Genomic DNA, 13464 nt, shown 5'->3' with positions numbered 1-13464 from the left:
TCCAGTACAAATCTACCAAATTTTCTCCGTTATAATTCCATTCTCCTCGATGACCTAATACGAAAATTTGTAAAACAATCGCGCGGTGTTAGTAAGTTTTCGTTCGCCGACAAACGTTTCGTCTTCCACTTTGCGCTCCACTTCGATAAAGAGATTTTGGAGCGAGCGAGATTTTACCACTTCGCCCAACGGAATTTGGAAACTCACATTTGCGCGCCCGATGTCGTTGAAAATTCGTCCGCCGAATCGCCAGTAGGCATTGAATAATTCGCCGCTCAAACGCACATCCGCTTCTTCCGAAACGCTTCCACCGCGATACGATATTTCTGCGCTGCGAATAAATCCGAATTCATCGCGCAAAAATTCTGTCAGCATCCCCGAAAGCACAGACGTTGTAAATCCCGTAACGACAGACGAACCGACGGAAGAACCAACGTCGAGAACAAGTTGCGAACGTTCGCCGCCGGTTAATTCGTCGCGGAATTTTCCCGTGAGAATAAACGCAAGCGCATCCGATTGCGCATCTTTTCCCTGTTGCGAAAAATCCGTTGTGTCTTGTCCTTCCACTTGTTTCATCGCGATCGAAATTTTCGGTTCTGCGCGCGTACCCGCTATATTCAGTTGTACGAGTATTTTATAATCACTCTGTTGATTTTGCAACGAATCGAATACCGTATGAATTCCTTCATGCGTTGCGAGAATATTCAGTTCCGGATTTTGCAAATTTCCTGTGAACTTCATACTTCCCGTTGCTTTAAATCGTTTGAAAAAATTGTAATATGAATTTTCTCCAATGTTCAAATCGCCCAATAAATACACGCCTTCGCGCGTTTTTCTGTACGAAAGTTTTCCATGCAATTCCGCATACAATTCTTCGCTTGTTGCAGGATTATTGCTGAAAATCATTCGCAATTGATTTGCTCCTTGCGTTTCCATCGTAACATCTATCGCCATTCCTTCAACGACGATAGCGCCGAGAGATTTTTGTAGAACATCCGTGCGCTCACTCCTTTTTGCTTGTAGCATTGATTGTTCTGTCGCTTTCAACAATGGTTGAGAACTGTTCGACGTATCGTCAATAGTAATTATCGGAAGAAACGTTGCAGAATTTTCTTCTGTTTTCTGAATTGCAGGAAAGGTAATATCAGCGTCTTGCACAATCATCGCTCCTTGCAGAACAGAATGTTCAAACGTTCCGCGATACGTAATTCCCGATGTATCCGTTGCCAAAAATAAATTCCCGTATGCTCCTTGTTTTGTTTTGCGAATGGTAGATTTCAACACGAGCAATTGTCCTTTGGCGTGCGCGTTGATGGAATCAATCGAAATTCCGCGCAACGAAAAATATCCGTTGAGAAAAATTTTTCCATCGGAACGGTCCATAGGTTCGTTTGTTAGAACAACATTCGCAAGTCGCATGCGTTTTCCTTCGCCGCGCAACGTTCCGGAAACATTATACCAAAGTTTATTATCTTCGTATTGAAATTTGCCGTTCACCAACGTTATTACGCCGCGATAATCGGGAAGCGTCGTTGTGCCACCAATTGCGAGCGAGCACGCCAATGTTCCTGTTATATTATCGAAACGCGGGACAAATGGGTCAAGCAATGCAAGCGGAATTTCCTTTCCTACAATGTGAAGATTCATTCTGTCATCAGGAAAACGTTGCGGAATATGCGTAAAGGAAAGGTCAATCGGAAGTTCGCCATCGAGCGCGCACGTGAATGGATGCAACGTATCATTCGAAGAAAAATAACATTGCATCGTGAGATTTTTTTCTACGTACGCGCCGAGAAACGATGCAGTTCCCGTCGCAACGTTTTCCATCGCAATATTATTGGACGTTGCGTTAAATGAAATTTCAGGTGAACGAAACGTTCCTCCTAATGTGAACGAACCATTGATTGAACCGGAAAAAACATTTTTTGCTGACGAAGAATTTTCAGAAGAATTTCCTAATAGGGAAACTTCTTGTAAAGAAAAATTTTTTATTTCCACCAGGAGATTCATTGAATCAGCAACAATATCGCCGGAAAATCGTACGCGTTGCGAATCGCGTTGAAGCGCACATTGGTCGAAACGAATCAACGAGGGATACACGCTTACGCGCAGTGTTTCTTCTGCGTTCCATCGGTATGTTTCTTTCGAGAATAAAAATGGAGAACAGAAAAAATTGTAGCGTTCATTTTCGATGGTGAACGTTCCGCGTGTATTAAACGCGTACGCGTTATTCACTATTGTTGAAGCGAAAAAATTGCCTTTCTGTTGTTCTGTTTCCAGAAATAAACGAATCGAATCGAGATGCGTGCCGTTGTAGTATGCGTTTCTCATCGCAGATACAAACCGGATTGTCGTCGCAGAGGAACCGGGTTCTTGTTTTGCTGATTGAATATCGTACGAAATATTTCCATCGTTTGCGCGAATGTCTGTTGCGAACGATTGCTGTTCATCATTATTTTTTTCTGTGTATACGATTGAATCGAAAATAATTTTTCCGATGACGGTTGAGGTATCGTTTGTGGATTGAAAATTACCATTGATGTTTCCCTGAAAACGGAAAGCGGTGTTGCCGGTAAATACGGAAAACGGGGCAAGATTTTTTGCAACAATATTGTATGAAAAATTTTGTTCCTGCATCTTCTGCGTTGTCTCCGGATCTGTTCCTGCGGCGCGTTGCTGTGAAGAAAGTGAAACTTCGTTCAGCAACGATTTCAGTTGTGTGAACACGATATTAGGCGTCGCAAGAATGTCGAACGTTCCTTCAACGGTTGCATCAAGCAATGGAGAACTCAACCGAGAATATTTTTTATCGTGTTGTTGTTGGCTTAAAAACAACGTTACAGTTGCGTTTGAATCTGTTTCGTTTTCATTTCCAAAAGAACGTCCCGCAAATGTTGACGGATGAAAATGCGCTTCGAATGTTGCAGAAAGATCATTCAACGTTTTCCCGTTTGCTTTTCCGGAAAAGTGAAAAGAAACATCGCCTGCATAGTTGGAATTGTTCAAGTATACTGCTGGATTGAAATGCGCAATCGTTCCTTCGCTTTCAATGCTTGTAAAACGGCTGTTAATCAAAGTTGCTGATGCATAAATGGTTCCGTTGGTGTTCTCAATTTCAAACGAGGTGGACGTTTTCAGAATGTTTTTTTGCGCAGAAAATTCTACGTTCAAACGATGGATATTGATTGCTTGTTCGTGTTCCGATGAGAGTTGCACCGAAGAAGAATCAATACGGAAAGTACTTTCGGCAACGAGAGAATCTAGGTGTGTGCCTTTGCCAGAAAATGTTCCGAAAATATTTAATTGCGTTTCAGGAATGGAAGTGTCGATTTCTTGGAAAAATTTTTTCAGATTTACGTGTTGCGCAAACATTTTTCCTTCATATTTCATTTGCGGAGAGCGCCAATCAATTTTCGTATCAATGCGAGCATTTCCTGCGTTGGTATTCAACTCAACGTTCGCATCCAACGTATGAATTGATGCAAGTATTTTTCCTGAACATCGAATTGCATCAAGTTGAGAACATTGAGGCAGTGATAATGAAGGAAACGCAGAAGAAATTTCTGAAAGCATCAATGCGCTTGCATCAATGTTCGTTTCAATGGATAAACTCTCTGCGATAGTAAGACAGCGAATATTGCCCGTGAGTTGAATATAACTTTCAAATGATTCAGCATGAAACGTGCGCAATGCAATGTTTCCAATTTCTCCGCCTGCTTGAATGTCGAGCGAACTTGTTCCTTGAATGTTCAATGTTTTCGGAAGGAACAAAGATAATTCTTCTCCGTTCAATGCGGGCGAATATAACGATAACGCCATCGGTTTATGTTGCAGTGTGTCGAACGAAACTGGAGCAAATATATTGACTCCGTGCAGCGATGCACTCAACGAAAGTTTGCTGCGTTCCGTTTGAATTTCTACACCGTCGGCGCGAAGGAGTGAAGGTGATGCGAGAAATTTTCCGGAAAAATTTCTCACGGAAAATTTTGGCGAATCGAGTTCACAAAAGAAATTTTTTACCGTTGCCGCATACGAATTTTTATCAATCAGTAAAGACAGAAGCGCATTCACATACGTAAGATGCAAGTTATTGAACGGAAACGCGCGCGTTGAATCGGTCAACGTTGCCGAAAGTTTTGATGAATCAACAATAAATACTTCGCCGTTGGTAATACCTAAACGAGAAATGGAAATGAATGTTGTTGGCGTTGTGTGCGATGTATCGGCGGATAAAAATTTTTCGAGATTCCATGTTCCGTTCGAGGATGAATGAATATGAATGTGCGGCTCGAGAAGTTCGGCGGAGTTCAAATAATATTTTCCTCGCAGCGCGGGAAATAAATCGAAGGAAAATTTTGCGCGCCGCGTTTCGACAAACGGCGCATTATCAATTTCAATGGCAATGCTGTCGGTTTCAAAACCGGAAAACAGATTTCCGCGCACCGCTCCGATAAACACCTTTCCGTTGAAGTATGTTTGCGCTTCTTCTGCAATAGTCGCTCGAAGATAATTCCGAAACGAATCTGTTCGCATATACAATATTGCACCGATAAACAGCGCGACGCATACGGCAAGAACCAAGAAACTGTATGTTGCAAATTTTTTCACACGTGTTGCAAGGGCGGAAATTGTTAGCGGTACAATGTGAGAATTCGTTCAATCATATTTGTCGTAGAACGATTCGGAAGAAATTCTATCGTTGCAACTCTTCCGCCGTTTTCTTCAACAATATCTTTGCCGACAATATTTTCTTTGTTCCAATCCGCGCCTTTCACCAACACGTCGGGAAGTATTTTTGCAATGAGATTGAGTGGAGTTTCTTCATCAAACATTACAACATAATCAACACACGCGAGCGAAGAAAGAACAAATGCGCGGTCTTCTTCGGAAACGATTGGACGTTTTTCGCCTTTTATTTTTTTTATGGAAGCATCGGTGTTTATGCCGATAATCAGAACGTCGCCGAATTGTTTTGCTTTCGAGAGATATTCAATATGTCCGCGATGCAGGATATCAAAGCAACCGTTCGTGAATACGATAACCTTTCCGCTTTTTTTCATTTCCCTGCAAAGAAACGCTATTTCGTTATGCGCGATTATTTTTCCCATAGTGTGGAACAGTTATTTTTATTGAATTGTAATTCGTATAAATTTTTTTTCAAGGAATTTCATTGAGCAATGCTTGTCGCAACGCTTCTTTCGAAACGGGAATGATTCCTACTTCGCCAACAACAATACCTCCCGCATGATTTGCAATGACAGCAGATTCTTCAATGGATGCACCGCTTGCGAGCGCAAGAGTCATCGCAGAAATAACTGTATCTCCGGCGCCGGAAACATCTGCGACTTTTTGCGCTTTTGTAGGGATGTGTTCAATTACTCCGTTGTACGTGAAAAGCGTCATTCCTTTTTCGCTGCGCGTAAGAAGAATATTTTTTGCGTTCAGTTTTTCGAGCAGCAATGTCCCTGCGTATTCAACATCAGCGTCCGAAATAATTTTTATTCCCAATGCTTCCTCAGTTTCTTTCTTATTCGGTTTGAATACGGAAATATTTTTATACGCAAAAAAATTCATGGATTTCGGGTCCACCGTAATAATTTTCTTATGAGAGTTTGCAAGTTGAACAATTTTTTCAATCAATGTACTTGTCATGACGCCTTTGTTGTAATCTTCTAAAATAATAGCATCTACGTTACTCAAATGGCGGCGAAGCGAAAATAAAATTTTCTCTTCAATCAGAGAGGAAATATCATTTCTCGATTCTTTGTCAATGCGCACGACGTGTTGATGATGTGCGATAACGCGGGTTTTTACCGTAGTTGGTCGCGTATCATCTTTCACAATTCCATCTTCCGAAAATCCCATTTCACGAACTGTATCTTTGACGAGTTTTCCGCTGTTATCATTGCCGATGACGCCGACAAGGAGCGGATTTCCTCCGAGCGATTTGATATTATTCGCAACGTTTGCGGCGCCGCCAAGTCGAGCAGATTCCGATTCAACGTCGACAACAGGAACCGGCGCTTCGGGAGAAATACGATGCACAGAACCCCAGATATATCTATCGAGCATTAAATCGCCAACAACGGCGATGGTTTTTCCGAGAAAATTTTTGAACAGCGATTCAATTCTTTTTTTTGAAAGTGGCGACATTTCGGTTTTACTATTTTTGAACAAGTGAAAAAATCACTCATTTAACGCTGAAAATATAGAGAGATTTTGATAAGAGAAAAAGAGAGAAGTAAAAAAGTAATAGAAATGTTTTTTGATTCTCTGTATGAAGAAAAGTATATTTTCGTCAACAAATTTATGAAGCATTGCACAATCGTTACAACGGAAGCAATTGTACTCAAAGCAATGAAATACGGCGACACGAGTAAAATCGTTACATTTTTTACCAAAGAATTTGGAAAAGTAAGTGCAATTGCGAAAGGCGCGCGCGGAAAAAAATCGAAATTCGGTAGCGCGCTCGAACCGTTGTCGTACGTATCGTTAGTGTTGTATAAAAAAGATGCACGCTCACTGCAATTGATTTCCGAGTGTTCGTATCTTCAATATTTTGGGAGGACGAGCAATCGTTTGGAATCGCTTTCCACCGCGCTATCTATAATGGAAATGTTGTATTGCGCAACGCACGAAGAAAAAAATGAACCGTTGTTTTATCTTGTCATCGAAAGTTTGAACGCATTACAATACGAGAACAACAACGCATCGCGAACATTGCTTTCGTTTCAACTGCACTTTGCCGCTATGTTGGGATTTCGCTTTCAGTTGGAACATTGTCCGATGTGTCAGCAGACGTTCTCAACGGCGGATTCCGGAAACAAACAGTATTCTCTCGAATTACATCGCGGCGGCTTATTATGTCATTCGTGTTCAAAAAAAATATCATCGCCATTTTTTGTATCTGCGGAAACTCTTTCGACGCTGCGCGTGTTATTGAATCGTAATTTCCACAACATCACAGAGCAACCATTGACTTTGCAAACAGAAAAAGAAATTGCGAATGTACTCAATAATTACTTGCGCATTCATATTGAAGGGTTTCGTGCGTTGCGAAGTGAGCAAATATTTAAGGGTGCGCAACCCATCGTACAATAATTTTTTTCCATATATAATACATTCTTTCTATGACTAAAAAATCATTACTTGCTACGGTATTGCTTGTATGCGTGAGCGTGCTTTTCGCAGCAATCGTTATTTCTGGATTGAAAACCTCAGAAGAAATTACACTAACGGGAGCAAGCGTTTCCGTTGGAACTGCGATTCCTTCATCAACGGCGGTATTTAACACGCAAGAACTCAGCAAAGCATTTATTGAAGTATCGAAAATAGCAAAGCCAACGGTTGTTAGCATTACGGTAACTTCCAAAGGAAAAGAATCGCCGACGGAGGATTTCCATAACTTCTTCAAATTTTTTGACCCGGATTTCAAACAGCAACCGACGCCTTCTATCGGTTCTGGTTCCGGTGTTATTCTCACATCCGATGGATACATCGTTACCAACAATCACGTTGTTGCTGATGTAGATAATGAGGGAGTAGAAATTGTTCTTGATGATAAAAGAAAGTTTAAAGCAAAAGTTATAGGAACGGATCAAACGACGGATTTGGCTGTCATAAAAGTTGAGGCGGAGAATTTACCAGTTGCTTCATTGGGAAATTCTGATTCTGTGCAAGTAGGCGAATGGGTTCTCGCCATTGGAAATCCACTCGGGTTAACTTCGACAGTTACTGCTGGAATAGTTAGTGCCATTGGTCGCGGAAATCTTGGCGTCATCAATCGCAGCGATGGATATGGAATTGAAAATTTTATTCAAACGGATGCAGCAATAAATCCGGGAAACAGCGGTGGCGCATTAGTAAATTTACGTGGTGAAGTTATTGGGATTAACGCGGCGATTGCAACAACGAATGCTCGCTATCAAGGTTATGGATTTGCAATTCCTTCTAACCTGATGAAGACCGTTACCGAAGATTTAATTCGGCACGGAAAAGTACAGCGTGGATATATTGGTGTTCAGATTTCTAATATTGACGAAACAATGGCAAAAGCACTTGGATTAGGAACAGTGCGAGGTGTGTTGATTCAAGTGGTAACCGAAGGAGGAGCGGGAGAAGATGCGGGGTTACAACTTGGAGACGTAATACTTTCCGTTGATGGAGTTGAAGTAAATGCGTCGAACGAGTTGCAAACACAAATAGCAAAACATCATCCAGGAGAAACGGTCGTGCTGAAAATTTTCCGTAACAAGAAAGAAATGGAGATGAATGTAAAATTAAAATCGCGCGGAGATGTGTCTCTTGTTTCGAACGATAGAAAATCCAAAGATGAAACGAGCGGCGACGAAGAACTGATTTCGCACACCAAAAGTTTTAATGAACTTGGAATGACGGTAAAAACACTTTCCGATGAACAAAAATCGCAACGGGACGTTCCTCACGGAATTATTGTTACGAACATTCAACCGATGGGAGAAGCGTCGAAGCGAACAATCGCAAGTAATGATATTATTATTGAAGCGGAGGGAAAAAAGATTACTTCAATAAAAGATTTCGAAACTATCATCAAAGCGCATAAAGCGGGCGATTCGATACTATTGCGTTTGAACCGCTCGAACGGGCAAATGAATTTGGTAGCGATTGAAATTCCGGAATAACGTATCTTCTCAATATTTTTATAAAAAAGAAAATGCCGTGTGCATATAAACGTACACGGCATTGTTTATTTTTATCTCAAAACATCTATGCCTGTTTTTTACCATAAATCATCGAGAGCAAAATTCCGCCGAGTACGGATGAAATAGTACCGAGCAGAAACCACGTCATTATAGGAGAATATGGATACGGATACATTGCATACGTAGAATATGCTGCAGGAATGTGCACCATTAGCCCAACATATAATCCATACCGTACTCCTTCCATTATTCCTTTTCCTTCATATCCTTTCGAGAATACCAGTGTGTAGAAAAATGAAAAGAATAATCCGATAACTTGAAATATCTACATTTTCATTTCAGGTCGAAACATCCCGGGAGCATCCGTCATAAGTTTCTGATATGCGCCGCTTAATATAACGCCGTGGATGAGGTAATCACAAATCTGAAAAAACACAAATACCGCGACGAAGCCGATCCATAATTTTTTGGACATAATTTATTCCTTAAAAGTGTGAGAAAAATTGTATATACTTTTTCTTTCTTGAAAAAAGTTGAGTAAATGATACACACGCTTTTCTTGACAAATCATTTATTTGCAATTAAAATTTATACATTTCCGAACGGCGACTTTCAAACAAATTATTATATTCGTTGAGTTGTTTATCGTTTGCAAGAGAGACATCAATTTCCGCAACAGCAATGTTTGCTTCATTTTCTCCCAAACGAATAAGAATTTCTCCTTTTGGGGTAACGATTTCACTTTTTCCGATGTAATGTAAATTTTCTCCACCTCGATTTTCATCGCCAACTCTATCAGCGAGCGCAGCGAATACACGATTCTCCAAACAGCGTGTTATGAGTGAATCGGGACAATGCGACATTACGAGATTTGCCGGTTGACAAATAAGTTGCGCACCTTGTAATGCAAGCGTTCGCGCGCTTTCGGGAAAATACCAATCGAAGCAAATCATCATTCCAATTGTTCCAAACGGCAAATCGAATACAGGAAAACCAAGATTTCCCGGAGAGAAAAAAATATTTTCGCGATAGAACAAATGCACTTTACGATAGATGCCAATCATTCCGTTTGGACCAACAAGCGCGGAAGAATTGTAATACGTAAATCGTGAATCGTGATTCGTGGTTCGTAAATTTTCTCCTCGCTCCTCGCTCCTTGCTCTTTGCTCTAAACTCTCCGCTCTATGCTCTAGTTCCGCAAATCCATACACAACAAAACAATTTTTCTTCTTCGCAAAAGAAAACATTTCTTGAAACGTAAAACCATCCGTTGTTTCGGCAAGTTGTTCAACTTCTTCTTTGGAAATATAATTATATCCCGTGTTGAACAGTTCGGGAAGTACAAACAAATCCGCATCAACATTTTCCATTTGTCGAATAGCGGATTGAACATTGTTTCTTACTTCTCCGAAAATAGGATTTGTTTGAACAACAGCGAGGCGCATTTTCTATTTTGCTTTTCCCTGATTTGCCACCGACTCCATTGCGCGCTTTACTTCTTCCGCATCGCCAATATATTCACTGTGAAGCGGTTTTAAATTATCGTCGAGTTCATAGAGAAGCGGAATGCCGGTGGGAATATTCATTTGCACAATCGCATCGTCAGAAATATTATCGAGATATTTTACTAACGCTCGCAAACTATTTCCGTGCGCCGCAATAATGACGCGCTTTCCCGATTTGATTGTCGGCGCAATCGTCGAAAACCAATATGGAAGAAATCTATCCACAGTAAGTTTCAGCGATTCGGTAAGCGGAATTTCCTCCTTCTTCAAATATTTATAGCGAGCATCTTTTCCGGGATAACGCTCATCGGAAATTTCAAGCGATGGCGGAGGAATATCGTAACTGCGTCGCCAAATTTTTACTTGCTCTTCGCCAAACTTCGCCGCCGTTTCGGATTTGTTCAATCCTTGCAGCGAACCATAATGCCGCTCGTTCAATCGCCAGGAATTGAGCACAGGAATCCACATCAAATCCATTTCATCGAGCGCAATCCACAACGTGCGAATTGCGCGTTTGAGAACGGAAGTGTACGCGACATCGAAAACAAAGCCGCGTTCTTTTAATGCTTTTCCTCCGCAGTGCGCTTCTTCAATTCCTTTTTCGGATAAATCAACATCAGTCCAACCGGTGAACCGATTTTCTTTGTTCCACACGCTTTCACCGTGTCGAATTAAAACAAGTTTGTACATAAATACCTCTTGTATTTTGTGAAAAAAAATCGTGTTGAATATACAAATTACGATGCAGGGTTTCTTACTTCACGTTCGCCAATTATGAAAACTAATTATTTCATCGCATTACATCGAAGAAAACATTATTTTTCAAATGTTGCTTTTTCGTGTTGTTGTGTCATTGGTTTATGTTTTGTTTGTTGTGAATAAGAAAGTGAAAGTAAAAGTAATGTGAAAATGAGAATGTGTTTCATAAGTTTTTTGTATTTGTAAGACAAACTTCAGTTTGTCAATATATCAAGAAGACGATTTGACCATCGTCTTACGTTATTCAAACTTCTTTACATAACTCCATTTCCATTCATTCCGTTCCGAAACTAATCCCGCTTTCACAGGATTGTTTAAAACATATTCAACGATACGAAATAATTCTTTTTCGTCTCGGACAATGTGGTCGTAACTTTCGTGTTGCCAAAATGCGCCAGTGCGATTGAGGATTTTATTTGCTTCACGTGCAGTACTTCCTTTCAATCCTCGAAGAAATGAAGTTACGATGTATTCGGAATATGGAGCGTTTGTTTCGCTTGTTGCACGAACTTCAGTTCGTGTAGATTCGGTTTCATCACGAACTAAAGTTCGTGTTACGTCTTCTCGAACTGAAGTTCGAGTTACGTCTTCACGAACTAAAGTTCGTGTTACGTCTTCTCGAACTGAAGTTCGAGTTACGGGTTCAGGAACAGTGATTACCAAATGCACGTGGTTTGGCATTATACAATAACAAATCAAATTGTATTCTTTTCCATCGCGTGAGAGTATTGCATCAGCAACAATTTTCGCAACGTCATCATTTGCTAACCACTTCGGACTTTTTTCGCATTTATCTAAATACACATCGAATTTTCCAAAGTACCGCTTTTGTTCGTCGTATGATGGTTTGCCGTCGCGGCGAAGTTTTTCAAATTGTTCTTTCAATTCTACAATGACATTGACGGGAAGTGAGTTAGCCAAACGATACGTAATAAAAAAAGAATTGCCGCTTGATTGGTAATGCGGTAAGTGGCGTTTGTAGTAATGCTTCACTGTTTTCTTTTCTTGCGAATGGAAGTTTGAGTTATATTTCTACGAACTAAAGTTCGTATTACTTTTTCACGAACTGAAGTTCGTGTTACGCTTGTAGAACGAACTTTAGTTCGTTGCATTACCTGCGCTTCGGTTCGTTTTGTTACTCGAACTTTAGTTCGTGCACGCTCAAGCGCAATTCTCTCCAACAGCATACTTGCCGGTTCATCATCTGCATTTTGAGAAACCAACTCTCCTCTGAATGCTTTTGCCAAAATGCTTTGTGGCAATTTATCAATCATAGTTTTGGCTTTGGTGTAGCGGTTTTCTATTTTATCTGCGAACGCAAAAAGTTGTTCTACTTGTTTTACGATTTCTTTTTGTTCTTCAAGCGGTGGAAGTGGAATTGGAATATTTCTAACGATGTTCAAATTCAAATTACTCATTGTGCTTCCTTTTGCTTCACCTTCAAGAAATGCTTTTGTGTTGTTGTTGCTTAATACCCAAAACAAATATTGTGGATTTACTTTTTTTAAGTCAGGACGAAAAAACAAACTTCCTGTTCCACACAACCAACCATTTTCCTTCTTGCCAACCAAAGCACATCTTGCCATTTCTCCTCTTCTTCCCATTATTACATCACCAGTTTGCAAATGATAATTTGACAACTCTTTGAATTTGGTTTTTGAAATTGTCAAATCCATATCAGGAACAATTTCCCCTGCTTGAATATGAGTTGGATTAACTAAAGGAATACCTTTAGAAATGTAATCGTGTTTATGCAGTTGTGTTCCGAAAGGACCAATTTGAATTTCAGAACAAACATTGTTTGCAATTTCTTCAATGCCATTGTTTCCGCTAACGGCTGCGGCTAAAACAGATTGACGGAAGCGTTTGAGGAGTTGTGGAATTTTTTCTAAGCGTTGTTTGTTGCTTTCTGTTTTTGCAAAGAGGGAATCTAATTTGGCTACTATGCGGTGTTGTTCTGCAAGGGGTGAAACAGGAACTAATAAGTTTGAAGCAAAGGTTGTATTGATTCCACCTTGTGCAGAACCTTTAAAGTTTTCTAAAATTTTTTCTTTGCCTTCTTTGCTCCATAAAAAATAAAAAAGAAATTTAGGATTAAACTCTGCACTTGCACGACAAATAAAAACATGCTCATTCACTACTGCTTCATCAAAAGGAAAACTTCCATTTATGAATGAAGTTTTTCCAGTTGTTGCACCGTCTTTTACAATCAATACATCATGTGAATTTATTTTGCCTCTGTTCATTTTTGATGCAAAAGATTTCGGAACGAACTTGATGTTTGTAAAATTAAATCCTCCATCATCATTCAAATGTTCGCCTCCAACACTTGGAACACCTTCAGCAATTCCACGAACTCCACCTTTTGGTCGTGAACCACTTTCAAGAGAAACTAATAATTCCTCCAACTGGACTTCAACCCAATTTGTTGGTAAACTATTCTCCATTTTCAAGCAGGGTTAAAATTTCACGAAGGTCATCAACAACAGTTTCCAATTCTGTAATTGCTTCGGTTGCTA

At 40.2% G+C, this 13464-nt stretch carries 9 protein-coding genes and 1 pseudogene; 2 read left to right on the top strand and 8 right to left on the bottom strand.

Annotated features, from left to right (window positions below):
• Positions 1–54 precede the first annotated feature (54 nt).
• Genes FJ218_03555 through rfaE1 form a run of 3 tightly spaced genes read right to left on the bottom strand, consistent with a single transcriptional unit; the run spans position 55 to position 6153 of the window.
• Positions 55–4608: a hypothetical protein gene (locus tag FJ218_03555; protein MBM4165980.1), complete on the bottom strand. Its 4554-nt coding sequence runs from the start codon at positions 4606–4608 to the stop codon at positions 55–57.
• A gap of 23 nt (positions 4609–4631) precedes the next feature.
• On the bottom strand, positions 4632–5108 hold the full coding sequence (gene rfaE2 / locus FJ218_03550; protein MBM4165979.1) for a D-glycero-beta-D-manno-heptose 1-phosphate adenylyltransferase: 477 nt from the start codon (positions 5106–5108) through the stop codon (positions 4632–4634).
• Positions 5109–5157: 49 nt separating this feature from the next.
• A complete protein-coding gene (gene rfaE1, locus FJ218_03545; GenBank protein MBM4165978.1) occupies positions 5158–6153 on the bottom strand; it encodes a D-glycero-beta-D-manno-heptose-7-phosphate kinase in 996 nt (331 codons plus the stop codon).
• Positions 6154–6258: 105 nt separating this feature from the next.
• On the opposite strand from rfaE1, the gene recO reads away from it, so the two are divergent.
• Both recO and FJ218_03535 read left to right on the top strand, forming a co-directional pair.
• Positions 6259–7101 carry a DNA repair protein RecO gene (recO, locus tag FJ218_03540; protein ID MBM4165977.1) on the top strand — a complete coding sequence of 281 codons (843 nt, stop codon included), beginning with the start codon at positions 6259–6261 and terminating at the stop codon, positions 7099–7101.
• A 29-nt stretch (positions 7102–7130) separates the two neighbouring features.
• Positions 7131–8660 (top strand): Do family serine endopeptidase, encoded by a 1530-nt coding sequence (locus FJ218_03535; protein ID MBM4165976.1) that lies wholly within the window; start codon positions 7131–7133, stop codon positions 8658–8660.
• Between the two features lie 85 nt (positions 8661–8745).
• Here the strand turns inward: FJ218_03535 and FJ218_03530 are convergent, their stop codons facing one another.
• The 5 genes and pseudogenes from FJ218_03530 to FJ218_03510 all read right to left on the bottom strand — a co-directional run bounded on the left by FJ218_03530 (position 8746) and on the right by FJ218_03510 (position 13392).
• Positions 8746–8928, bottom strand: coding sequence for a hypothetical protein (locus tag FJ218_03530; GenBank protein ID MBM4165975.1), 183 nt, complete (start codon positions 8926–8928; stop codon positions 8746–8748).
• A 334-nt stretch (positions 8929–9262) separates the two neighbouring features.
• Positions 9263–10126, bottom strand: a complete 864-nt coding sequence (locus tag FJ218_03525) for an acyltransferase (GenBank protein MBM4165974.1) — start codon at positions 10124–10126, stop codon at positions 9263–9265.
• A 3-nt stretch (positions 10127–10129) separates the two neighbouring features.
• Positions 10130–10876: a 2,3-diphosphoglycerate-dependent phosphoglycerate mutase gene (gpmA, locus tag FJ218_03520; GenBank protein ID MBM4165973.1), complete on the bottom strand. Its 747-nt coding sequence runs from the start codon at positions 10874–10876 to the stop codon at positions 10130–10132.
• 309 nt (positions 10877–11185) lie between these two features.
• Positions 11186–11938, bottom strand: coding sequence for a hypothetical protein (locus tag FJ218_03515; protein MBM4165972.1), 753 nt, complete (start codon positions 11936–11938; stop codon positions 11186–11188).
• A 950-nt stretch (positions 11939–12888) separates the two neighbouring features.
• A pseudogene (locus FJ218_03510) lies at positions 12889–13392 on the bottom strand (type I restriction endonuclease subunit S).
• Positions 13393–13464 lie beyond the last annotated feature (72 nt).

Source organism: Ignavibacteria bacterium, assembly GCA_016873775.1.
GTDB lineage: Bacteria > Bacteroidota > Ignavibacteria > UBA10030 > F1-140-MAGs086 > JAGXRH01.
Note: the sequence above shows the minus strand (reverse complement) of the source record. Positions and strands in the feature narration are given on the sequence as shown.